The organism is Pseudomonas maioricensis (genome assembly GCF_022790535.1).
Taxonomy (GTDB): domain Bacteria; phylum Pseudomonadota; class Gammaproteobacteria; order Pseudomonadales; family Pseudomonadaceae; genus Aquipseudomonas; species Aquipseudomonas maioricensis.
Window position 1 is genome coordinate 195,832 of sequence record NZ_LOHG01000009.1, and the last position, 23,151, is coordinate 218,982.

A 23,151-nucleotide genomic window follows, 5' to 3' on the forward strand; every position below is an offset into this window, starting at 1 on the left:
CCAAAATGGGGCGATTGCCGCTGTTATGTCGCGATCAGGCAGTTTTGGCCTGTGTGACGCGATCTACTAGATACACCAACCCGTGGTAGTCGATACCGCCATGTTGTGAGAGGCCGATCTCGCATGTGCGGCTGGTCGAAATGCCTTCGTTGCACTGCTGGACCGCTTCTTTGAGGGTGCGCAGCGAGTGTGCGTTCAGCTCGGGTGTGGTGAAGCCTTTGTCGCCCGCAAAGCCGCAGCAATGGATGCCTTCAGGGATGACGACGTTGATGCTGCACAGGCGCGCCAGCTCGATTAGCGCCTGACTTTCACCCAGATGCTGAGTGCTGCACGTGACGTGCACGGCGATCGGTTCTTGCTGTGGCGTGAAGGTCAGTTTGTCGAGCAGATGCGTGCGGATAAAGCGCACGGGATCGTACAGATCGAGGCCTGTTTCCTTGAGGTTTTCAACCAGGCGCAAGGTGCAGGGGCTGGTGTCGCAATAGATTGGGTCGAGCCCACCCCGGCTGGCTTTGCCGAGCGCGGCGAGCAGTTGCTCACGTTTGCTGTCGGCTTGCTCCTTGTAACCTTTTGACGCAAAAGGCTGGCCGCAGCACAGGTTGTCCTGATCTTCGGGGAATACCACTTGGTAGCCTGCTTTTTCGAGCAGGCCACGGGTTTTATCCAGTAGCGACATTTGTTCTTTATCACCCGCTGCGGGGCCCATCACCCGGGATACACAGGCTGCGAGGTAAACCACTCGCGGACGTTGGTCCTCGATGGGCGGGGTAAAGCGTATCGCTTGTTCAGGCTGCGGCATGGCGGGGGACCATTGCGGCACTCGACCGGCCGAGGCTTTGCTCAGCGCGGCGGAAATTTTGGCGAGACGCGGCGCACCGAGCAGCATGCGTGCGCCATTGGCGGCATGCAGGGTGAAGCGCGCGCCTTGCAGCATGGTCTTGAAGTGATTGGCCATCCAGCCCGCAGCCTGTGCATGACTGGCTTCCTGGCTGCGCAGTTTTTTGACCAGTTCGCCGGTGTTGATCCCTACAGGGCAGCGCTGTGCGCACAGACCGGTGGCTGCGCAGGTTTCGATTCCTTGATAGTGGTAGGCCTTTTCCAGTTCATCGGTGTTGGTACCCGCTCGTTTGCGCGCCTGAATGTCTCGCCAGATGACGATGCGTTGTCGCGGGCTGAGGGTCAGGCCTTTGGAGGGGCAGACCGGTTCGCAGAAGCCGCACTCGATGCACTTGTCGATGATTTCGTCGGCTGCGGGTAAAGGCTTGAGGTGCTTGAGGTGGATCTGCGGGTCCTCACTCAGGACCACGTCAGGGTTGAGAATGCCGTTGGGGTCGAGCAGGCGTTTGAGTTGCCACATCAGTTGGTAAGCATCGTGGCCCCATTCCAGTTCAACGAAGGGGGCCATGTTGCGGCCGGTGCCGTGCTCGGCTTTGAGCGAGCCGCCAAACTCGACCGCCACCAGTTGCGCCACGTCTTCCATGAACGCCTGATAGCGGGCGACTTCTTCCGGGTTGTTGAAGCCCTGAGTGAACACGAAGTGCAGATTACCTTCCAGGGCATGGCCGAACAGGATGGCTTCGTCGTAGTGGTGTTTGTCGAACAGCGCAATGAGGCGACGCACGCCGTTGGCCAGTTCCTCAACGGGGAAGGTGACGTCTTCGATGATCACCGTGGTGCCGGTCTGCCGCACGGCGCCGACGGCGGGGAAGGTGTCTTTGCGGATGGCCCACAGGCGGGCGTTTTCCAGCGGGTCTTCGGTGAAGTCGACCTGCTTCTCCACCGGGAACGACGCCAGAGAAGTCATGATCTGCGCCAGTTGCTCGTGCAGCAGCGGGCTGGATGCCGCGCGGGCTTCGATCAGTAGCGCGCAGGCATTTGTCGACAGTTCACGTACGAATGCGGGCATACCGGGTTTGTTCTGCACCGAGCGCATGCTGCGTCGGTCGAGTAACTCGACGGCGGCCACAGGTTGGCTTTTCAGGACGGTGACGGCGTTGCAGCAGGTTTCCACATCCGGGAAGACGATCAGGGCCGAGGCTTTATGAGGATGATCGACGACGGTGTCGTACGTCACCGCGCTGATGAAGCCCAACGTGCCTTCGGAACCCACTAGCAGATGGCTGAGGATATCCAGTGGCTCGTCAAAATCCACGAGGGCGTTGAGTGACAGGCCGGTGGTGTTTTTCAGGCGGTATTTGTGGCGAATTTTGGCGGCCAATTCGGTATTGGCACGGGTCTCGCGGCTCAGTCTGGCGAGTTGTTCCAGCAGGTCAGCGTGGCTGATGCGAAAGGCAGCCACGCTGTCGGGGTCTTCAGTATCGATGCGCGTACCGTCGGCGAGCACCAAGCGTATGCCAGCCAGCGTGTGATAGGTATTTTGCGCCGTACCACAGCACATGCCGCTGGCATTGTTGGCCACGATGCCACCGATTTTGCAGGCATTGATGGACGCCGGGTCTGGCCCGATCTTGCGTCCGTAAGGTGCGAGCCAGGCATTGGCCTGCGCGCCGATCACGCCGGGTTGCAGGCGTATCTGGGTGCCGTGCTCGCGTACTTCGCGGCCATTCCAGTTATCGCCGAGTACCAACAGCACCGAATCGCTGATGGCCTGGCCCGAAAGGCTGGTGCCTGCTGCGCGAAAGGTCAGCGGTACGTTTTCCCGCTGGGCCAGTTTCAACAGGCTGACCACTTCGTCTTCGGACTCAACGCGAATCACCAGCTTGGGGATCAAGCGGTAGAAGCTTGCGTCCGTGCCGAATGCCAGCGTTGAAAGCGGATCGTCGAAGCGTCGCTCGGCGGGGATAAGCCGAGCGACATCGGTCAGGAAGGGGGCAGGGAGGTTCACACGGTCTTCCTCATGCAATCAGCTTTAGGGTGCCGCAGCATCTGGCGTGCCGCGTGCTTGCTGCTTCAGGTTGTACGGGCTTAAGCGCCTAGCTCACGGACCAGTGAATCGCGAGAAATCTCGCTGATGGATTTGGCTCCAGTCAGGACCATGGCCACGCGCATTTCCTTTTCAAACAGGTCGAGCAGGTTTTTCACTCCCGCTTCACCGTGGGTGGCCAAGGCGTAGATAAACGCACGGCCAATCAGCACCGCATCGGCACCGAGGGCGATCATGCGCACCACGTCCAGGCCACTGCGGATCCCTGAATCTGCGAGGATTTTCAAGTCGCCCTTCACCGCGTCGGCAATGGCGGGCAAGGCACGGGCGCTGGACAGCACGCCATCGAGCTGACGGCCGCCATGGTTGGAAACGATGATGCCGTCGGCACCGAATTTCACGGCGTCGCGGGCGTCTTCGGGGTCAAGAATGCCTTTGATGAGCATCGGCCCGTCCCAGGTTTCGCGAATCCATTCCAGGTCTTTCCAGGAAATGGACGGATCGAAGTTATTGCCCAGCCAGCCAATGTAGTCGGCGAGCCCGGTGGGATTGCCGCGGTAGGTGGAAATGTTGCCCAGATCATGGGGGCGACCATTTACACCAACATCCCATGCCCATTGAGGATGAGTCATGGCTTGCAGCACCCGGCGCATCGGGCCGTTTGCGCCGCTCATGCCATGGTGGGCGTCGCGGTAACGAGCGCCGGGCACCGGCATGTCGACGGTGAACACCAGCGTCTTGACCCCGGCAGCCTTGGCCCGCTCAAGGGCGTTGCGCATGAAGCCGCGGTCCTTGAGCACGTAGAGCTGAAACCAGATGGGGCGGTCGATGGCGGGAGCAACTTCTTCAATCGGGCAGACCGACACCGTGGACAAGGTAAACGGGATGCCTTTGGCCGCTGCCGCGCGCGCCGCCTGCACTTCGCCTCGCCGTGCATACATGCCGCACAGGCCGATAGGTGCCAGCGCCATGGGCATGCTCATGGACTCGCCGAACAACGTGGTATTCAGGCTCAGTTCCGACATGTTTTTCAGGACGCGCTGGCGTAAGGCAATGCTGGCAAGGTCCGAGACGTTATGGCGCAACGTGTGCTCGGCGTAGGCGCCGCCGTCGGCGTAATGAAACAGGAAGGGCGGCAGTTTGCGTTGCGCTGCGGCGCGGTAGTCAGTGGAGGCAGAAATAATCATGGGCTCTCACAGCGTCGAGTAAGTGGGGCGAAGGCCGGGCGCACCTGAGCGCGCCCGACGCTCGTTTCATCAGTGCACCAGCATGCCGGTGAACCAGTACGCCTGGGCGTAGGTCATGCAGCCAATAATCGTGGCGAAGAAAATGCTGTGCTTGAGGGTGAAGCGGAACAGGTCAGACTCTTTGCCGACCAGCCCGGTTGCTGCGCAAGCCACGGCGATGGACTGCGGCGAAATCATCTTGCCCGTCACGCCGCCGGTGGAGTTCGCCGCCACCATCAGCACATCGCTGACGCCAACCTGATGCGCGGTGGTCGCTTGTAACGAGCCAAACAGCGCATTGGACGATGTGTCCGAGCCGGTCAGGAACACGCCCAGCCAGCCGAGGAATGGCGAGAAGAACGGGAAGGCTGCACCGGTTCCGGCCAATACCAGCGCCAGCGTCGAGGACATTCCCGAGTAGTTCATGACGAAGGCAAAGGCCAGCACCATGCCAATGGAGATGATCGCCCAGCGCAACTCTTTGAGGGTTTCTTTGAACGTGGTCAGGCCCGTCATTGGAGTGATCCGCAACACGAGCATCGCGAGGATGGCCGAGAACAGGATCGCGGTCCCCGAGGCGGCGATCAGGTCAAACTTGTAAACAGCAGGCATGGCTGTCGCGTTGGCAACGATAGGTGCAGTTTTCATCACCAGTTGATCGAGATGCGGGATGGGAATGTTTATCGTCCACGCCTGCATCGCGCCGCCAGCGGCAAACATGGCCTTGAAGGGTTTCAGTGTCCAGATGGTGACCATCACCGTGAGTATCAGGAAGGGAGACCATGCCTTGATGATTTGCCCGATGGTGTAGGGCGATTTAACCGATGTGCGGGGCTGACCAAAACCGCCAGGGCTGCCCATGACTGCTGCACCGCCGGACTGGATGATGTCGGTTTCCCCGGCTTTTTTGGGCTGCCAGACTTTGAGGAACAGGGTCAGCGATACCATGCTGACCAGTGCCGAAGTGATATCGGGCAGTTCCGGGCCAATATAGTTGGAGGTGAGGTATTGGGTGATGCCGAAACTCACGCCTGCGACCAGCGCTGCAGGCCAGGTCTCCTTGACCCCTTTAACGCCATCCATCATGAACATCAGCCAGAACGGCACGAAGACCGACAGGAACGGCAATTGCCGACCTGCCATTGCACCGATCTTGAAAGCATCAATGCCTGACACCTGGCCCGCCACGATCACCGGGATCCCCAATGCGCCGAAGGCGACAGGCGCGGTGTTGGCAATCAGACACAGCCCTGCTGCGTACAGCGGGTTCAAACCAAGGCCGACCAACAGGGCAGCAGTAATCGCCACCGGTGCGCCAAAGCCTGCTGCACCCTCCAGAAACGCCCCAAAACAAAACGCGATCAACAGCACCTGGATACGCTGGTCATCGGTGATGGACATGACCGAGCTGCGGATGATCTCGAACTGACCACTCTTCACCGTCAGTTTGTAGAGAAACACCGCCGCGACAATGATCCATGCGATGGGCCATAACCCGTAGGCAAATCCATAACCGGCGGCAGCGAGTGCCATGTCAGCAGGCATCTGGAAAGCAAAGATCGCTACCAGTATCGACAGCACCAGCGTAATGCTCCCGGCGACATGCCCTTTGAGCCTGAATACGGCGAGCGCCAGAAAGAAAAACACAATCGGTATGAGCGCAGCGGCGGCCGAAAGGCCAAGACTGCCCAGGGGGGTGTAGAGCTGTTGCCAGGTTTGCATATGGGTGGCCCCTAATTGTTTTTGGATAGGCCCGGTATTCCGTGTCTTACGTGCGAGGCTTCGAGCTGACGCCCAGGGTGGCAGACGTCGTGCCGATGCTGACGAACGAATCGCACAGCTCACCAGTTCAAGCCTTTCATCATTGCGAAAGGTACTTGCAGCGCAGTAGAGGTTAGCCACTCACGCTGGCATTGGATAATTGGTAATACCAATTTACAATGTCTAGTCGCTAGCGTAGAAGCCTCTCTATTGGTGTGTCAATTTGCGGTCGTGCAACTTTCGTAGGAGAACCCTTTGAAAGTAGCTTCTGATACGGCATTTCAGGGGTTATCTGGTGGGTGCCTGAGTGGCGGCAATCAGCCAGAATACGCAGGCCCGGTAACGCGATCGGGGATGTGGAGTGAGAGTGATGGGCTTTGATCAGGTGCGTCAGCGCCGTTTGTCCGACGATATCGTCGAGCAGTTGGAACGAATGATTCTTGAGGGCACGCTCAAGGCAGGGGGGCGACTGCCTGCCGAGCGGGCCCTGGCCGAGCAGTTTGGTGTTTCCCGGCCTTCTTTGCGTGAAGCCATCCAGAAATTGACCGCCAAAGGCTTGTTGATCAGCCGTCAGGGTGGCGGCAATTATGTGGTCGAGAATATCGGCTCGACCTTCAGCGATCCGCTGCTGCATTTGCTGGAGAGCAGCCCGGATGCTCAGCGCGACTTGCTGGAGTTCCGCCATACGCTTGAAGCCTCTTGTGCGTATTACGCGGCCATGCGCGCGACTGATGTAGACCGCGAGCGTCTACGCCAGGCCTTCGACACGTTGCAGGACTGTTATGGCCGTGAAGGGGAAGTCAGCCGGGCAGAAGAGGGCGCTGCTGATGCGAGCTTTCATATGGCGATCGCTGAAGCCAGCCACAACGCTATTTTGCTGCACACCATTCGCGGTCTGTTCGACCTGCTCAAGCGCAACGTGGTGATCAATATTGGTGGGATGTACAAACAGCGCAGCGAAACCCGCGACATGCTGATCCGTCAGCATCAGGAGCTTTACACGGCAATTATCGAAGGGCGAGCGGACGACGCGCGTGATGTTTCCAGTCGTCACCTGCTGTATGTGCAGGAGGTGCTGGAAGAGGTTCGGCAGCAAGTGCAGCGCACGGCCCGGGCTGAGCGGCGCAATGGGATGTGATTGAGCTAGAACTGTAGGCGCTAAACCTGTGGGAGCGAATTCATTCGCGAAAGCGTGGGTACAGCCGATGAAGGTCTATCGACTGTACTGGCCTCTTCCCGAATAAATTCGCTCCTACCGGTCGAGCCAGCAGGGCAGGGCAGGGAATCAGGCGCTCAGCCTAATCATCCTTGCCTTTGGTCCGCACGGCCCGTTGCAGCTCGCGATCAGAATCACGCTCACGCTCGGTATGGCGCTTGTCGTATTCCTTCTTACCTTTGCCCAGAGCAATTTCGCACTTGATCAAGTGCTGCTTCCAGTAAAGGGAAAGCGCTACGCACGCATAGCCTTTTTGCTGAACCGATGAGGTCAGCTTTTCAAGCTCACGTGCATTAAGCAGCAGTTTGCGGGTGCGTGTCGGGTCAGCGATGACGTGCGTGCTGGCAGTCGTCAGTGGCGAAATATGGCTACCCATCAGCCAGGCCTCACCATCTTTGAGCAGCACGTAACTGTCGACCAGCTGTACCTTGTTGGCACGCAGACTTTTTACTTCCCAGCCAGCCAGGACCAGACCGGCCTCGAACTTGTGTTCGATGAAGTAATCGTGACGCGCTTTTTTATTTTGCGCGATGGTCCCTGTAGGGTGTTTCTTGAGCTTAGCCATAGGCGACGCATTATAGGGACTCGCTTCGATGTCGGCTACGCAGACCGTGCGAAAACTACTGCGCTCGACATTACTGCGTTAAAAACAGACGAAAAATGCTCATTTAGAACACCTAGACTCCGCTTTTTCGCCTGTTTTTGCCTTGTCCTGCCTTCGCTCGCTACGTTTTCACACGGTCTGTCCGGAAGCTGCACGCTTGAGCGCGATGATTGAATCCCGGACAATGCGCCTGGTTCTGCGCCGTATTCAGGGGTGCGAAGCGAAGGTGACTTTTATTTCATTCGAACCGATGCTGGCTTGCCAGGGTCGATGTGTTCATCACGTCGTTCACCGAGGTGAGGCGTGTTTGCAGTATCCGCAGGTTGGGTGACGGGCCTTGGCGCTCCTTGCTTTGACGTTTTTTTGATGCGCTATGTGGCGCCGTTCGGCATTCATGTTGTGTTTGCCGCTCAGCTTTGGAATTGACGCTGACATGACTACGCATATCCAACGTTCCGCTCTTTTGCCTTACCCGGCCAAGGCTCTCTATGACCTGGTCAACGATGTAGAGCGCTACTCCGAATTCTTGCCCTGGTGCTCTGAAGCTAAAGTGCTGGAGGTGGGCGAGGAGCACATGCGTGCCAGCCTGGAGATCGCCAAGGGCGGCCTGAGCCAACATTTTGTAACGCAAAACACGCTGGTACCGGGCCAATCCATTGTGATGGACCTGGTCGAAGGGCCTTTCGAGCAACTGCACGGCGTCTGGACGTTCAAGGCGCTGGGCGAGAAAGCCTGCAAAATCAGCCTCGATCTGTCGTTTGATTACGCGGGGCCCATCGTCCGGGCCACGCTTGGGCCGCTGTTCAATCAGGCTGCGAACACGTTGGTGGATGCGTTCTGCCAGCGAGCGAAACAATTGCATGGCTGAGGCACTGATTACGGTCGAGGTGGTGCACGCCGGGGTGGATCGGCAGTCGCTACGTGCTGTTGATGTGCCGGCGGGGTCGACTGTTCAGCAGGCATTGCTGATTTCAGGCGTAGGCAATGAGTTTCCTGAGCTGGATCTGGTCCATTGCCCTGTGGGTATCTTTGGCAAGGCGGTCAGGCATGAGCGTGTGCTGGAGCAGGGTGACCGGATTGAGATCTATCGCCCGCTGCTGGCCGACCCCAAAGAGGTCCGACGCCTGCGGGCAGCCAAGGCCGCAAAAGCTCGAAAGGATAGCGAGCGTTAGGCGCGTTGTTTTTTCCTTAACCCGCAGACAGCAAAAAGCCCGGCATGCCGGGCTTTTTTGTAGCTGCAGTATTGTTTACTGCGGCGACACTTCCAATGGTTCCTGAGTCGGAACAGGAACGGTCTCGACTTTGTCGACGTCCTTCTGGATCTGGTCCAGCAGCGACCCTGGCTTGGCAGGTTCTTCTTTAGGCTGCTGTGGCGTGACGGTAGAGCCACCGTCGTTGCCAAGGATGGCTTCATCACGGCTTACGCCTGGCATGAAGTCGCCCGACAGGCTGACCAGTTGGTCGTTGCCATTGAAGATCAGCGAGACACGCTCCTGCTGGCGTTCACCGCCACCTGGCTGCAGGCTGTACAGATAATCCCAGCGATCGGCATGGAAAGTATCGGTCAGCAGAGGGTTGCCCATGATAAACCGTACTTGCCGTCGGGTCATTCCCGGCCTTAACTGGTCTATCATGTCCTGCGTGACGACATTGCCTTGCTGGATGTCGATTTTGTAAACCCCGGGGAATGAACAACCGGCGAGTGCGAGCAGTCCCACAAGGGTGAAACTGGTTAGCAGGAGCTTGGTGTTTTGCATCGGTGGGCGACTTCCACTATCTTGGCTGGGACAACGTAAACCCCGATCATACCTGCATTAAGAGAAGCTGCGAAGCAGCGTCTGCGAGAAAGCTGACCATGGTTGAAAATAGCGAACTACGAAAAGCCGGACTTAAAGTGACCCTGCCACGGGTCAAAATACTACAGATGCTCGATTCCGCCGAGCAGCGCCACATGAGTGCCGAGGATGTTTACAAGGCACTGATGGAAGCTAGCGAGGACGTCGGACTGGCCACGGTTTACCGTGTCCTGACCCAATTCGAAGCTGCCGGATTAGTGGTTCGCCACAATTTCGACGGTGGACATGCGGTATTCGAACTGGCTGACGGCGGCCACCACGACCATATGGTCAACGTGGAATCCGGAGAAGTGATCGAATTCTTCGACGAAGAAATCGAAAAGCTTCAAAAGGCCATTGTCGAGCGGCACGGTTTCGATTTGGTGGATCACAATCTGGTGCTGTACGTGCGCAATAAGAAGGCGTAAGTCTTTTTGATGCATCAGCAAAGGCGACCCTAGGGTCGCCTTTGTGCGTTTTTGGATGTGAATAAGTCTTGGGGCGGGGCTGAGGGCGCGAATTGGTAGGAGCGAATTCATTCGCGAAGACGGCCTTCCTTCCGATGCAAATATGGCTGCTGTACCGGCCCACTCGCGAATGAATTCGCTCCCATGGGAATTGTGTCTGCAGGCCAGTCTTCCACGGGTTTGAGGTCGTCGTTGAGTCTGGAAGCTGTTCTGAATTATGTAGGAGCTGCCGAAGGCTGCGAATGGCGGCCATTGCTTCGCAGCCTTCGGCAGCTCCTACACTGAAAGCGGCAGCCTTCAGCTCTTAGCCGTAACGACCATCTTCTTCGCGTGGGCCAAAGACTCTTTGGTCAGGTCTATGCCGCCCAGCATCCTCGCGACTTCTTCTATACGTTCGTTCTTGCTCAGTTTTGATACAGCGGTGCGCGTGGCGTCGCTGTCGCGGACTTTGTGGACAAACAGGTGTTGATGCCCCTGTGCGGCCACTTGCGGAAGGTGAGTGACGGTCATGACCTGGCCGCGATCACCCAGACGTCGCAAGAGCTGACCAACGATTTCGGCCGTTGGCCCGCCGATCCCAACGTCCACCTCGTCGAATACCAGTGTTGGCACACGTGAGGTTTGTGCGGTGATCACCTGGATCGCCAGGCTGATCCGGGATAGCTCACCGCCCGAAGCCACTTTCGCCAGCGCTTTTAGCGGCTGGCCCGGGTTGGCGCTGACCAGCAGCTCAACCTGTTCAAGGCCGTTGGGCAGTAGTTCTTTCTCGGGGTTGGCTTTCAGCTCGATGCTGAACCGCCCACCCGGCATGCCGAGTCGCTGGATTTCATGTTCCACGGCGGCTGCGAGTTCCGGTGCTGCGCGATGACGCATGTCACTCAGTTCCCGGGCCTTTTCCTTGTAGTGACGTGCGAACGATGCCACTTCATTTTCCAGGCGCTCGATTGCCTCGTCGTTGGCATTCAGTGTTTCGATCTCGTCCAGCAGCTTCTGTTGAAGTGTCGCGACTTCAGTGGGCTGGATGCGATGCTTGCGCGCCAGGGTATAGATAGCATCCAGGCGTTCTTCGATCTGCTGCAGACGGGCCGGGTCAGCGTCGAAGTGATCAAGGAAGCGATTGAGTTCGCCCACCGCTTCTTCTACCTGAATCTGCGCACTGGACAGCAGGTTGGTGGCTTCGCTCAAGGCGGTAGGGGAGTCATTGACGCTGCCCAGCCGATGCAGGCTCGCGGTCAGTGCGTTCAGCACATTACCTGAGTCATTTTCGCTGCATTGCTCGACAACCTGACGGCAAATGCTCAGCAGGCTTTCGGCGTTGGTCAGGGTTTTCTGTTCCTGCTCAAGATGTTCCAGTTCGTTTTCGCCGAGGCTCAGGCTTTCGAGTTCTTCAAGCTGATAGCTCAGCAGTTGATGGCGTGCGCGCTGCTCGTCGCCGGAGTTGGAGAGCCTGTCGAGTTCCTGGCGAGTCTGGCGCCAGCGTTGGGCGGCCAGTTGTACCTGACGGGCCAGATCGGTAGCACCAGCGTATTCATCCAGCAGACGACGGTGTGTGTCAGTCTTGAGCAGCGACTGATGCTCGTGCTGGCTGTGTATGTCTATCAGCAGCTCGCCCAGTGCTTTCAAGTCACCTTGAGGGCAGGGCGTGCCATTGATATAGGCGCGTGAGCGGCCTTCTGCGGTGATGACGCGGCGCAGAATACATGGACCGTCATTGTCGAGGTCGCGCTCCTGCAGCCAGGTTTGCGCTTCAGGAATGTCGCCCAGGTCGAACGTCGCCAGGATGTCAGCCTTTTCCGCACCGGGGCGCACCACGCCACTGTCGGCCCTGTCGCCAAGGGTCAGGCCGAGGGCGTCGAGCATGATTGATTTACCAGCACCGGTCTCACCGGTGATCACGCTCATGCCACGGTCCAGCTCGAGGTCGAGATGTTCAACGATGGCGTAGTTATGTACGGAAAGGTGCACCAGCATGGAGTGGCTCCCAAGCGATAAGTCTGGTTATTTATACAGTGTTTTGTTCGCGGGTGACAATGCCCTGATTTAGCTCGATTCGTTCGGGAATACGCTTTTTTTAGTTCATTTGGCGATTTGTTCAAGCGCGATAAGGGCTTGGCTTTGGCCGGAAGGTTTGTGAGGACTTTTGTCGATCTGCTGAAATTTGCTCTTGAAGCTGAAAATTCCGCTCCCATATAGGGGGGCAGAAGCGCGATTTGAGGTCGCGGACGTATTGGAAAGGAGAAATCTATGGCTGACGAACAGAATCTGGATGCGCAGACCCAGGACCAGGCTGCCGAAGCGGTTTCCGGTGAAGATTTGGTAACCCGCGTGCAAGTGCTCGAAGAGCAACTGGCTGCGGCGCAGGACCAGTCCCTGCGAGTGGCTGCGGATTTGCAGAACGTCCGCCGCCGTGCAGAACAGGATGTAGAAAAGGCTCACAAGTTCGCCCTCGAGAAATTCGCCGGTGACTTGCTGCCGATCGTTGACAGCCTTGAGCGTGGTCTTGAGCTGTCCAATCCGGACGACGAAAGCATTCGTCCGATGCGTGAAGGCATCGAGCTGACGCTGAAAATGTTTAGCGACACCCTCAAGCGTTACAACCTCGAAGCCATTGATCCGCATGGTCAGCCATTCAATGCCGAGCACCATCAGGCAATGGCCATGCAGGAAAGCGCTGACGTTGAACCCAACAGCGTGTTGAAAGTGTTTCAGAAGGGCTACCAGCTCAATGGTCGTCTGCTGCGCCCGGCCATGGTCGTGGTCAGCAAGGCACCATCGCCTGTTCAGCCATCAATTGATGAGCAGGCTTGAAATCAGCTGTCTGGCCCCCATTTATAGGCCAAGCGTTTAAGAGCTACCGCAATTTGTAAACGCAGTTGCGGCAACCAAATTCAAAATTTCGGGAGATTCAAAGATGGGCAGAATTATCGGTATCGACCTGGGGACCACCAACTCCTGCGTCTCTATTCTGGAAAACGGTAGCGTCAAGGTTATCGAGAACGCCGAAGGCGCGCGTACCACGCCTTCGATCATCGCTTATGCCAACGATGGCGAGATCCTGGTAGGCCAGTCGGCCAAGCGCCAGGCGGTCACCAACCCGCATAACACTCTGTACGCGGTAAAGCGTCTGATCGGTCGTAAGTTCGAAGAAGAAGTTGTTCAGAAAGACATTCAGATGGTCCCTTACAAAATCGCCAAAGCTGACAATGGCGATGCGTGGGTTGAAGTCAACGGCAAGAAAATGTCGCCTCCTCAGATTTCTGCTGAAATCCTGAAGAAGATGAAGAAAACCGCTGAAGACTACCTCGGCGAAGCAGTGACCGAGGCGGTGATCACCGTTCCGGCTTACTTCAACGACAGCCAGCGTCAGGCCACCAAAGACGCCGGTCGCATTGCCGGTCTGGACGTAAAACGTATTATCAACGAACCAACCGCAGCCGCTCTGGCATACGGTATGGACAAAGCGAAGGGCGACCACACTGTCATCGTTTATGACCTGGGTGGCGGTACTTTCGACGTTTCGGTTATCGAAATTGCTGAAGTTGATGGCGAGCACCAGTTCGAAGTGCTGGCAACCAACGGTGACACGTTCCTGGGTGGCGAAGACTTCGACATCCGTCTGATCGACTACCTCGTTGACGAATTCAAGAAAGAAAGCGGCATGAACCTTAAAGGGGACCCGCTGGCCATGCAGCGCCTGAAAGAAGCCGCTGAAAAAGCCAAGATCGAACTGTCTTCGAGCAATTCGACCGACGTTAACCTGCCGTACATCACTGCAGATGCGACCGGTCCTAAGCACTTGAACGTCAAGATCTCCCGCGCCAAGCTGGAATCGCTGGTTGAAGACCTGGTTCAGCGCACCATCGAACCTTGCCGTATCGCGTTGAAAGACTCCGGTATCGACATCAGCGCCATCAACGACGTGATCCTGGTCGGTGGCCAGACTCGTATGCCGTTGGTACAGCAGAAAGTCACTGAGTTCTTCGGCAAAGAAGCGCGTAAAGACGTTAACCCGGACGAAGCCGTCGCCATGGGTGCTGCTATCCAGGGCGCAGTATTGGCCGGTGACGTTAAAGACGTTCTGCTGCTGGACGTTAGCCCGCTGACACTGGGTATCGAAACCATGGGCGGCGTGATGACTGCTCTGATCGACAAGAACACCACGATTCCTACCAAGAAATCGCAAGTGTTCTCCACTGCTGACGACAACCAGAACGCTGTGACCATTCACGTGCTGCAAGGTGAGCGCAAGCAGGCGGGTCAGAACAAGTCTCTGGGCAAGTTCGACCTGGCCGAGATTCCACCAGCACCACGTGGCGTTCCACAGATCGAAGTGACCTTCGACATCGACGCCAACGGCATTCTGCACGTGGGCGCCAAAGACAAGGCAACCGGCAAGCAGCAGTCGATCGTGATCAAAGCCAACTCCGGTCTGTCGGATGAAGAAATTCAGCAAATGATCCGTGATGCTGAAGCCAACACTGAAGAAGACCGCAAGTTCGAAGAGCTGGCGACTGCTCGTAACCAGGGCGATGCGCTGGTTCACTCGACTCGCAAAATGATCTCCGACGCGGGCGACAAAGTCACCGCGGAAGAGAAGACTGCGATCGAAGCTGCACTGGTTGCTCTTGAAGCTGCAGTCAAAGGCGACGACAAGGCTGCCATCGACGCGAAAGTCGAAGAGCTGTCCAAGGTCTCCGCGCCAGTGGCTCAGAAAATGTACGCCGAGCAGGCCGAGCAACCACAAGCGGGTGCTCAGGCGGCGAAGGAAGAAACCAAGCCTGCTGACGACGTTGTCGATGCAGAGTTTGAAGAAGTAAAAGAAAACAAGTAAGCGCAGGCTCACTTGCAAGCCAGTTGACCGTTTTCGGGCGGTCGCTGGTAGGATGTCGCCGCGCGGGAGCTTGCTCCCGCGTTGGCGTGTCTGGAATAGACGAAATTTTTGCGGCCTGCGGTATCTACCGCAAGCTGCTGTGGCAAGGTCGTCATGCTCCTGCATGGTGGCTTGTTCTGCCGCTTTCCCGGTCAGCCTGGCCGGTGAAATGAAGACCAGGATCGTTGAATTGACGTGAGTTGGGTCCGGGGCCTGTATGGGGCTCAACGAGTTTGGCAAAGCTCAGGAGGGTTTTGCCGGACGTCCTCAAGAGTGCGGAAGAATTTATGGCAAAGCGTGACTATTACGAAGTTTTGGGGGTGGAGCGAGGCTCCAGCGAGGCTGATCTGAAGAAAGCTTATCGTCGTCTGGCGATGAAGCATCACCCTGATCGCAATCCTGATGACAAAGCATCGGAAGAGCTGTTCAAAGAAGCCAATGAGGCCTACGAAGTTCTGTCCGATGCGAGCAAGCGTGCGGCCTATGACCAATACGGTCACGCTGGCGTCGACCCAAGCATGGGTGGCGGCGGCTTCGGTGGCGGTGCTGGCGGTGCAAACTTCTCCGATATCTTCGGCGATGTATTCAGTGACTTCTTCGGCGGTGGCCGGGGCGGTGGCGGTGGTCGTGGTGGCGCTCAGCGCGGTAGCGATCTGCGTTACACCCTTGAGCTGAACCTCGAAGAAGCCGTGCGTGGTACCTCGGTTAATATTCGGGTCCCGACGCTGGTCAATTGCAAACCTTGCGACGGTTCGGGTGCCAAGAAAGGCTCCTCGCCTGTTACCTGCCCGACGTGCGGCGGTATTGGTCAGGTTCGCATGCAGCAAGGTTTCTTCTCGGTGCAGCAAACCTGCCCGCGTTGCCACGGTAACGGCAAGATCATTTCCGATCCGTGCGACTCGTGCCACGGTGAAGGTCGTGTCGAAGAGTACAAGACGCTCGCTGTGAAAGTGCCGCCTGGAGTGGATACCGGCGATCGCATCCGTCTCTCCGGCGAAGGCGAAGCGGGTACGCAAGGTGGGCCAACGGGCGACCTGTACGTGGTGATCAATGTGCGCGAGCACGCGATCTTCCAGCGTGACGGTAAGCATCTGTTCTGCGAAGTGCCAATCAGCTTCACCGATGCCGCACTTGGTGGTGAGCTTGAAGTGCCAACGCTGGATGGTCGCGTCAAACTGAAGATTCCTGAAGGTACCCAGACGGGCAAACAGTTCCGCTTGCGTGGCAAGGGCGTAGCGCCGGTACGTGGCGGTGGCGCAGGGGACTTGATGTGCCGTGTGGCTGTCGAGACTCCGGTCAATCTGGGTCGTCGTCAGCGTGAACTGCTCGAAGAGTTCCGCTCAACGCTTGAAGGCGATAGCTCTCACTCCCCGAAAGCCACCGGCTGGTTTGACGGTGTGAAGCGTTTCTTCGGCGATTTGTAACGGGAGCAGGACATGCGACGTATTGCAGTGATGGGCGCCGCCGGGCGCATGGGTAAAATTCTCATCGAGGCCGTTCAGCAGGCGCCTGGCGCTGGTCTGACTGCGGCTATTGATCGTCCTGACAGCACGCTGGTTGGTGCTGATGCGGGCGAGTTGGCTGCACTGGGTCGGATCGGTGTACCGCTGTCGGGTGATCTGGCTCGGGTGGCTGACGAATTCGATGTGTTGATCGACTTCACGCACCCTTCGGTAACGCTGAAGAACCTGGCGTTCTGCCGCAAGGCTGGCAAGGCGATGATCATCGGCACTACAGGTTTCAGTGCTGAAGAGAAGCAGCGTATCGCCGAGGCGGGTAAAGAAATCCCGATTGTTTTCGCGGCTAACTTCAGCGTCGGTCTGAATCTCTGTCTGAAGCTGCTCGACACCGCCGCTCGCGTGTTGGGCGATGATGTCGATATCGAAATCATCGAAGCGCATCACCGTCATAAGGTCGACGCGCCATCAGGCACTGCGTTGCGCCTGGGTGAAGTGGTTGCCAATGCATTGGGTCGTGATCTGGAAAAGGTCGCTGTCTACGGCCGTGAAGGTCAGACCGGCGCACGTGATCGCGAAACCATTGGCTTCGCGACGATTCGTGCAGGTGACGTGGTGGGTGATCACACGGTCTTGTTCGCCTCCGAAGGCGAGCGCGTCGAGATCACGCACAAGGCCTCCAGCCGCATGACCTTCGCCAAAGGTGCGGTTAGAGCTGCAATGTGGCTTGAAGGGCGCGAAGCGGGTCTGTATGACATGCAGGACGTGCTTGATCTGCACTGATTGACCGCTGCGAGAGAGGCGTAACCCCTGAGATACAGGGTTTGCGCCTCTGTTTTATTCTTTCTCGGGAACTTCTGTCGCATTCCCTCGTCTTTTCGCCTCATTGGCGGTAGACCAAAAAAGCCTTTTTCTGTAAGCTACAGCTTTAGTGTGTCCACTAAAAGCGCGCAGATGATTCGATAAGAAAGCGGGGTGACGTAACTACGTCATTCCGCTTTTTTGCAACCTGCGAACGCCCTTTCAGGCTTTACTTACGGGAGGTCTTCTTGACTAAGCCAGCCATACTCGCCCTTGCTGATGGCAGCATTTTTCGCGGCGAAGCCATTGGAGCCGACGGTCAAACCGTTGGCGAGGTAGTGTTTAACACTGCCATGACCGGCTATCAGGAAATCCTTACCGATCCTTCCTATGCCCAGCAAATCGTTACTCTGACGTACCCGCACATCGGCAACACCGGTACCACTCCTGAAGACGCTGAGTCAGATCGCGTCTGGTCTGCCGGTCTGGTCATTCGTGATCTGCCGCTGGTTGCCAGCAACTGGCGTAACAAGCTGTCGCTGGATGAATACCTGAAAGCCAACAACGTCGTAGCAATCGCTGGCATCGACACCCGTCGCCTGACCCGCATCCTGCGTGAGAAAGGCGCACAGAACGGCTGCATCATGGCCGGTGACAACATTTCCGAAGAAGCTGCAATTGCTGCCGCGCGTGGCTTCCCGGGCCTGAAAGGCATGGACCTGGCGAAAGTCGTCAGCGTCAAGGAAGCGTACGAGTGGCGCTCCAGCGTCTGGTCGTTGAAGACTGATAGCTGCCCGGAAATCGCCGCGTCCGAATTGCCATACCACGTTGTAGCCTATGACTACGGCGTCAAGGTCAACATCCTGCGCATGCTGGTTGAGCGCGGTTGCCGCGTGACCGTGGTCCCTGCGCAAACGCCTGCCAGCGAAGTACTCGCGTACAAGCCTGACGGTGTATTCCTGTCCAACGGCCCTGGCGACCCGGAGCCGTGCGATTACGCCATCAAGGCGATCAAGGAAGTGCTGGAAACCGACATTCCGGTATTCGGTATTTGCCTGGGTCACCAACTGCTGGCGCTGGCTTCCGGTGCCAAGACAGTGAAGATGGGCCATGGCCACCACGGTGCCAACCACCCGGTACAGGATCTGAAAACCGGCGTTGTGATGATCACCAGCCAGAACCACGGTTTTGCGGTGGATGAAGCGACACTGCCGGCCAATGTTCAGGCGATCCACAAGTCGCTGTTCGACGGCAGCCTGCAGGGCATCGAGCGTACCGACAAGGACGCGTTCAGCTTCCAGGGTCACCCTGAAGCAAGCCCGGGCCCGACTGACGTGGCTCCGCTGTTTGATCGTTTCATCGAAACCATGGCCAAGCGACGCTGAACGGTTGCCTTGAGAATGTAACGCGCAGCGCTGGGCTGGACCTGGATGAACGTCCGGCGAAGACCGCCCAGCCGCTGCAAAGAAGTTCAAGACGGCTTGCCGACTGACCTACGGATTTGAGTGACAAACCCATGCCAAAACGTACAGACATTAAAAGCATCCTGATTCTCGGCGCCGGTCCTATCGTGATCGGTCAGGCCTGTGAATTCGACTACTCCGGCGCCCAGGCCTGTAAAGCCCTGCGCGAAGAGGGTTATCGCGTCATCCTGGTGAACTCCAACCCAGCGACCATCATGACCGACCCGGCAATGGCCGACGCGACCTACATCGAGCCGATCAAGTGGCAGACGGTTGCCAAGATCATCGAAAAAGAGCGTCCAGACGCCGTGCTGCCAACCATGGGTGGTCAAACCGCTCTGAACTGCGCACTGGATCTGGAGCGCGAAGGCGTTCTGGCCAAGTTCGGCGTTGAGATGATCGGTGCAAACGCCGACACCATCGACAAGGCTGAAGACCGTTCGCGTTTCGACAAAGCCATGAAATCCATCGGTCTGGACTGCCCACGTTCGGGTATCGCCCACACTATGGAAGAGTCCTACGCGGTTCTGGAAAAGCTCGGCTTCCCGTGCATCATCCGTCCATCATTCACCATGGGCGGCACCGGTGGCGGTATCGCGTACAACCGTGAAGAGTTCGAAGAAATCTGCACCCGCGGTCTGGACCTGTCTCCGACCAAGGAACTGCTGATCGACGAATCGCTGATCGGCTGGAAAGAATATGAGATGGAAGTTGTCCGCGACAAAAAGGACAACTGCATCATCGTCTGCTCCATCGAAAACTTCGACCCGATGGGCGTCCACACCGGCGACTCGATCACTGTTGCGCCAGCGCAAACGCTGACCGACAAGGAATACCAGATCATGCGTAACGCCTCTTTGGCGGTACTGCGTGAAATCGGTGTGGAAACCGGTGGCTCCAACGTTCAGTTCGGCATCTGCCCGAACACTGGCCGTATGGTTGTGATCGAGATGAACCCGCGTGTATCGCGCTCCTCGGCACTGGCTTCGAAAGCGACCGGCTTCCCGATCGCTCGCGTAGCCGCCAAACTGGCTATCGGTTACACCCTTGACGAGCTACAGAACGAAATCACTGGCGGCAAGACTCCGGCGTCTTTCGAGCCTTCGATCGACTACGTCGTGACCAAGCTGCCACGCTTTGCCTTCGAGAAATTCTCCAAGGCTGACGCTCGCCTGACCACGCAAATGAAGTCGGTCGGTGAAGTCATGGCAATCGGCCGGACCTTCCAGGAATCCCTGCAGAAAGCTTTGCGCGGTCTGGAAGTGGGTGTGTGTGGTCTTGATCCGAAGCTGGACCTGAGCAACCCGGAAAGCATGAGCACCCTCAAGCGCGAGCTGACCGTACCGGGCGCCGAGCGTATCTGGTACGTGGCTGATGCATTCCGTGCGGGCATGACGGTCGAAGAAATCTTCGCCATGAACATGATCGATCCGTGGTTCCTGGTACAGATCGAAGATCTGATCAAGGAAGAAGAGAAGGTCAAGACTCTGGGTCTGTCGGCTATCGATCACAGCCTGATGTTCCGCCTCAAGCGTAAAGGCTTCTCTGATGCACGTCTGGCCAAGCTGCTGGGCGTTACCGAGAAGAACCTGCGCACTCATCGTCACAAGCTGGAAGTGTTCCCGGTCTACAAGCGCGTTGACACGTGTGCCGCCGAGTTCGCTACTGACACCGCTTACCTGTACTCGACGTACGAAGAAGAGTGCGAAGCTGCACCGACAGGTCGTGACAAGATCATGATCCTGGGTGGCGGTCCTAACCGTATTGGCCAAGGCATCGAGTTCGACTACTGCTGTGTACATGCGGCTCTCGCCCTGCGCGAAGACGGGTACGAGACCATCATGGTCAACTGCAACCCGGAAACCGTATCCACCGACTACGACACCTCCGATCGCCTGTACTTCGAGCCGGTAACTCTGGAAGACGTACTGGAAATCGTCCGTGTCGAGAAGCCTAAGGGCGTGATCGTTCAGTACGGTGGCCAGACGCCTCTGAAACTGGCTCGCGCTCTTGAAGCGGCCGGTGTGCCAATCATCGGCACCAGCCCTGATGCTATCGACCGTGCAGAAGATCGTGAGCGCTTCCAGCAAATGGTTGAGCGCCTGAACCTGCGTCAGCCGCCTAACGCCACTGTGCGCAGCGAAGACGAAGCGATTCGCGCTGCTGCAAAAATCGGTTATCCGCTGGTTGTGCGTCCGTCCTACGTGTTGGGCGGTCGTGCGATGGAAATCGTTTATCAGGAAGACGAGCTCAAGCGCTACCTGCGCGAAGCGGTTCAAGTGTCCAACGACAGCCCGGTACTGCTGGACCACTTCCTGAACTGCGCCATTGAAATGGACGTCGATGCCGTTTGTGACGGTACTGACGTGGTGATCGGCGCGATCATGCAGCACATTGAACAGGCTGGCGTTCACTCCGGTGACTCCGCATGTTCGCTGCCTCCGTACTCGCTCCCGGCTCATATCCAGGACGAGATGCGCGAGCAGGTGAAGAAGATGGCGCTGGAGCTGGGTGTGGTCGGCCTGATGAACGTGCAGTTGGCGTTGCAGGGTGAAGACATCTACGTGATCGAAGTGAACCCGCGTGCCTCGCGTACCGTGCCGTTCGTTTCCAAGTGCATCGGTGTTTCCCTGGCGATGATCGCTGCGCGCGTCATGGCAGGTAAAACCCTGAAAGAGCTGAACTTCACCAAAGAGATCATCCCGAATTTCTACAGCGTGAAAGAGGCGGTGTTCCCGTTCGCCAAATTCCCTGGCGTTGACCCGATCCTTGGCCCAGAGATGAAGTCGACCGGCGAGGTCATGGGTGTGGGTGATACGTTCGGTGAGGCATTCGCCAAGGCTCAGATGGGCGCCAGCGAAGTACTGCCGACCGGTGGCACTGCGTTCATCAGCGTACGTGACGACGACAAGCCTTTGGTGGCTGGCGTTGCTCGTGACCTGATCAATCTTGGTTTCGAAATCGTTGCCACTGCCGGTACTGCCAAGTTGATTGAAGAGGCGGGCCTGAAGGTTCGTCGTGTCAACAAAGTGACCGAAGGCCGTCCGCACGTTGTCGACATGATCAAGAATGACGAAGTCACGCTGATCATCAACACCACCGAGGGGCGTCAGTCGATCGCTGATTCCTACTCTATTCGTCGTAATGCCTTGCAGCACAAAATCTACTGCACCACGACGATTGCTGCGGGCGAGGCCATCTGCGAAGCGCTGAAATTCGGTCCGGAAAAGACCGTGCGTCGCTTGCAGGATCTACATGCAGGATTGAAGGCATGATCAAATACCCAATGACAGTTCAGGGCGCTCGCGCCCTGGAAGAAGAGTTGACCCACCTGACCAAGGTGGTTCGCCCAAAACTCAGCCAGGACATCGGTACTGCGCGTGAGTTGGGTGACCTGAAGGAAAACGCTGAGTACCACGCTGCCCGCGAGCAGCAAGGTATGGTTGAGGCGCGTATCCGTGATATCGAAGGCCGTATGCAGAATGCTGTGGTCATTGATGTCACCACGATCCCGCATACCGGCAAAGTGATTTTCGGCACCACAGTGGAAATCGCCAACGTCGAGACTGACGAATCTGTGAAATACCAGATCGTCGGTGAAGACGAGGCAGACATCAAACAGGGCAAGATTTCGGTCGGCTCACCCATCGCTCGCGCCTTGATTGCCAAGGAAGAGGGTGATGTGGTGGTGGTCAAAACGCCAAGCGGCGTGATCGAGTACGAGATTGTTGAAGTCAGCCACATTTGAACAAAGTCGCCCGTTTTCGACGGGCGCATTGACCTGGCAGCTTGCCCAGACTTTTTGGGTGGGCGGCCTGGTCTTGTTGCATCTGGCGATGCTCGCAGTACTTGATCAGACCGGCCTTGCGCCGTTGTTGATCAATGAGCTCACCGGTTTTTCCGGCGCGTTACTGGTCGGGATTGCAGTGTTATGTGCGACCCTGCAGTTGGCTGTTTTGGTGAGTTTCAAGCGGTCGGCAGGTATCTGGCGTGATTTGCGCGGACAATTGCTGATCGTTGCGATTCTGTCGGCGGGCGGCTACTTCGCCTTGCGGCTGTGGTTGCCGAATGCGATTAGCTGGCAGTTGCTGAGCTACACGATTTTGGGAATGTCCGGCCTGCTGCTGGTTTTACAGCCTGTGCCGGAGAGTAGCGCCAGGGCACGCTGATGCGGCCCTGGGCTGGTGATATCAAACTGCGCGATGGACGTTGGAAAGCTGCTTGTTTACCTTTGGGTTCTTGCGGTAGATCAACGCCATTTTGCCGATGACCTGCACAAGATCCGCAGATCCGGCCTTGCACAGTTCGGCAATGGCTTGAAGGCGGCTTTCGCGATCCAGGATGTTGAGTTTGATCTTGATCAGCTCGTGATCGCTCAGTGCGCGCTCCAGTTCGGCTAGCACACCTTCGGTCAAACCATTGTCAGCCACGATCAATACCGGTTTCAGATGGTGGCCAATGGATTTGTACTGTTTCTTCTGCTCTTGAGTGAGCGGCATAATCTGACCCCTGCGTCTGATCTTGTAAAAAGCGGCGGCCAGTTTACCCGAGCGAGTCCGGGACCGCC

19 protein-coding genes are annotated in these 23,151 nt (G+C 57.4%); 12 read left to right on the plus strand and 7 right to left on the minus strand.

What is annotated here, in order from left to right; all coding sequences use genetic code 11:
• Positions 1 to 34: 34 nt before the first annotated feature.
• From AUC61_RS15985 to AUC61_RS15995, 3 genes are all read right to left on the minus strand, one after another.
• Complete coding sequence (locus tag AUC61_RS15985) at positions 35 to 2,845, minus strand: FAD-binding and (Fe-S)-binding domain-containing protein (protein ID WP_243247208.1); 2,811 nt, start codon at positions 2,843 to 2,845, stop codon at positions 35 to 37.
• Positions 2,846 to 2,925: 80 nt separating this feature from the next.
• Positions 2,926 to 4,071, minus strand: coding sequence for an FMN-dependent L-lactate dehydrogenase LldD (gene lldD, locus AUC61_RS15990; RefSeq protein WP_243247209.1), 1,146 nt, complete (start codon positions 4,069 to 4,071; stop codon positions 2,926 to 2,928).
• Between the two features lie 69 nt (positions 4,072 to 4,140).
• Positions 4,141 to 5,832 carry a lactate permease LctP family transporter gene (locus AUC61_RS15995; protein WP_243247210.1) on the minus strand — a complete coding sequence of 564 codons (1,692 nt, stop codon included), beginning with the start codon at positions 5,830 to 5,832 and terminating at the stop codon, positions 4,141 to 4,143.
• Positions 5,833 to 6,241: 409 nt separating this feature from the next.
• On the opposite strand from AUC61_RS15995, the gene AUC61_RS16000 reads away from it, so the two are divergent.
• The gene (locus AUC61_RS16000) at positions 6,242 to 7,009 is read left to right on the plus strand and encodes a GntR family transcriptional regulator (RefSeq protein WP_243247211.1); all 768 of its coding nucleotides are present in this window, start codon (positions 6,242 to 6,244) and stop codon (positions 7,007 to 7,009) included.
• 160 nt (positions 7,010 to 7,169) lie between these two features.
• Here AUC61_RS16000 and smpB read toward each other — a convergent pair whose 3' ends face one another.
• Positions 7,170 to 7,652, minus strand: coding sequence for an SsrA-binding protein SmpB (gene smpB / locus AUC61_RS16005; RefSeq protein WP_122666702.1), 483 nt, complete (start codon positions 7,650 to 7,652; stop codon positions 7,170 to 7,172).
• Positions 7,653 to 8,124: 472 nt separating this feature from the next.
• Here smpB and AUC61_RS16010 point away from each other — a divergent pair, with 472 nt between their 5' ends.
• Both AUC61_RS16010 and AUC61_RS16015 read left to right on the plus strand, forming a co-directional pair.
• Positions 8,125 to 8,559 (plus strand): type II toxin-antitoxin system RatA family toxin, encoded by a 435-nt coding sequence (locus AUC61_RS16010; protein WP_243247212.1) that lies wholly within the window; start codon positions 8,125 to 8,127, stop codon positions 8,557 to 8,559.
• Positions 8,552 to 8,863, plus strand: a complete 312-nt coding sequence (locus AUC61_RS16015) for an RnfH family protein (RefSeq protein WP_243247213.1) — start codon at positions 8,552 to 8,554, stop codon at positions 8,861 to 8,863. The genes AUC61_RS16010 and AUC61_RS16015 overlap by 8 nt, the downstream gene beginning before the upstream one ends.
• A 75-nt stretch (positions 8,864 to 8,938) precedes the next feature.
• On the opposite strand, the gene AUC61_RS16020 is transcribed toward AUC61_RS16015, so the two are convergent.
• Positions 8,939 to 9,448 carry an outer membrane protein assembly factor BamE gene (locus tag AUC61_RS16020; RefSeq protein ID WP_122666700.1) on the minus strand — a complete coding sequence of 170 codons (510 nt, stop codon included), beginning with the start codon at positions 9,446 to 9,448 and terminating at the stop codon, positions 8,939 to 8,941.
• A 98-nt stretch (positions 9,449 to 9,546) separates the two neighbouring features.
• On the opposite strand from AUC61_RS16020, the gene fur reads away from it, so the two are divergent.
• Entirely contained in the window at positions 9,547 to 9,954 is a 408-nt protein-coding gene (gene fur / locus AUC61_RS16025) for a ferric iron uptake transcriptional regulator (protein WP_002555142.1), read from the plus strand.
• 336 nt (positions 9,955 to 10,290) lie between these two features.
• Here the strand turns inward: fur and recN are convergent, their stop codons facing one another.
• Positions 10,291 to 11,964, minus strand: coding sequence for a DNA repair protein RecN (gene recN / locus AUC61_RS16030; protein WP_243247214.1), 1,674 nt, complete (start codon positions 11,962 to 11,964; stop codon positions 10,291 to 10,293).
• Positions 11,965 to 12,237: 273 nt separating this feature from the next.
• Here recN and grpE point away from each other — a divergent pair, with 273 nt between their 5' ends.
• From grpE to AUC61_RS16070, 8 genes are all read left to right on the plus strand, one after another.
• Positions 12,238 to 12,801, plus strand: coding sequence for a nucleotide exchange factor GrpE (gene grpE, locus AUC61_RS16035; RefSeq protein WP_243247215.1), 564 nt, complete (start codon positions 12,238 to 12,240; stop codon positions 12,799 to 12,801).
• A gap of 103 nt (positions 12,802 to 12,904) precedes the next feature.
• Positions 12,905 to 14,824: a molecular chaperone DnaK gene (gene dnaK / locus AUC61_RS16040; RefSeq protein WP_243247216.1), complete on the plus strand. Its 1,920-nt coding sequence runs from the start codon at positions 12,905 to 12,907 to the stop codon at positions 14,822 to 14,824.
• Between the two features lie 326 nt (positions 14,825 to 15,150).
• A complete protein-coding gene (dnaJ, locus tag AUC61_RS16045; protein ID WP_087266764.1) occupies positions 15,151 to 16,287 on the plus strand; it encodes a molecular chaperone DnaJ in 1,137 nt (378 codons plus the stop codon).
• Between the two features lie 12 nt (positions 16,288 to 16,299).
• On the plus strand, positions 16,300 to 17,103 hold the full coding sequence (dapB, locus tag AUC61_RS16050) for a 4-hydroxy-tetrahydrodipicolinate reductase (RefSeq protein ID WP_122666697.1): 804 nt from the start codon (positions 16,300 to 16,302) through the stop codon (positions 17,101 to 17,103).
• A 266-nt stretch (positions 17,104 to 17,369) separates the two neighbouring features.
• A complete protein-coding gene (gene carA / locus AUC61_RS16055; protein WP_243247217.1) occupies positions 17,370 to 18,506 on the plus strand; it encodes a glutamine-hydrolyzing carbamoyl-phosphate synthase small subunit in 1,137 nt (378 codons plus the stop codon).
• Positions 18,507 to 18,637: 131 nt separating this feature from the next.
• A complete protein-coding gene (gene carB, locus AUC61_RS16060; RefSeq protein WP_243247218.1) occupies positions 18,638 to 21,859 on the plus strand; it encodes a carbamoyl-phosphate synthase large subunit in 3,222 nt (1,073 codons plus the stop codon).
• A complete protein-coding gene (gene greA / locus AUC61_RS16065) occupies positions 21,856 to 22,332 on the plus strand; it encodes a transcription elongation factor GreA (RefSeq protein WP_122666694.1) in 477 nt (158 codons plus the stop codon). Before carB ends, greA begins: the two co-directional genes overlap by 4 nt.
• Positions 22,310 to 22,753, plus strand: a complete 444-nt coding sequence (locus AUC61_RS16070; protein WP_243247219.1) for an MFS transporter — start codon at positions 22,310 to 22,312, stop codon at positions 22,751 to 22,753. Before greA ends, AUC61_RS16070 begins: the two co-directional genes overlap by 23 nt.
• 21 nt (positions 22,754 to 22,774) lie before the next feature.
• Here the strand turns inward: AUC61_RS16070 and AUC61_RS16075 are convergent, their stop codons facing one another.
• Positions 22,775 to 23,083, minus strand: coding sequence for a YhbY family RNA-binding protein (locus AUC61_RS16075; protein ID WP_027900317.1), 309 nt, complete (start codon positions 23,081 to 23,083; stop codon positions 22,775 to 22,777).
• Between the last annotated feature and the right edge of the window lie 68 nt (positions 23,084 to 23,151).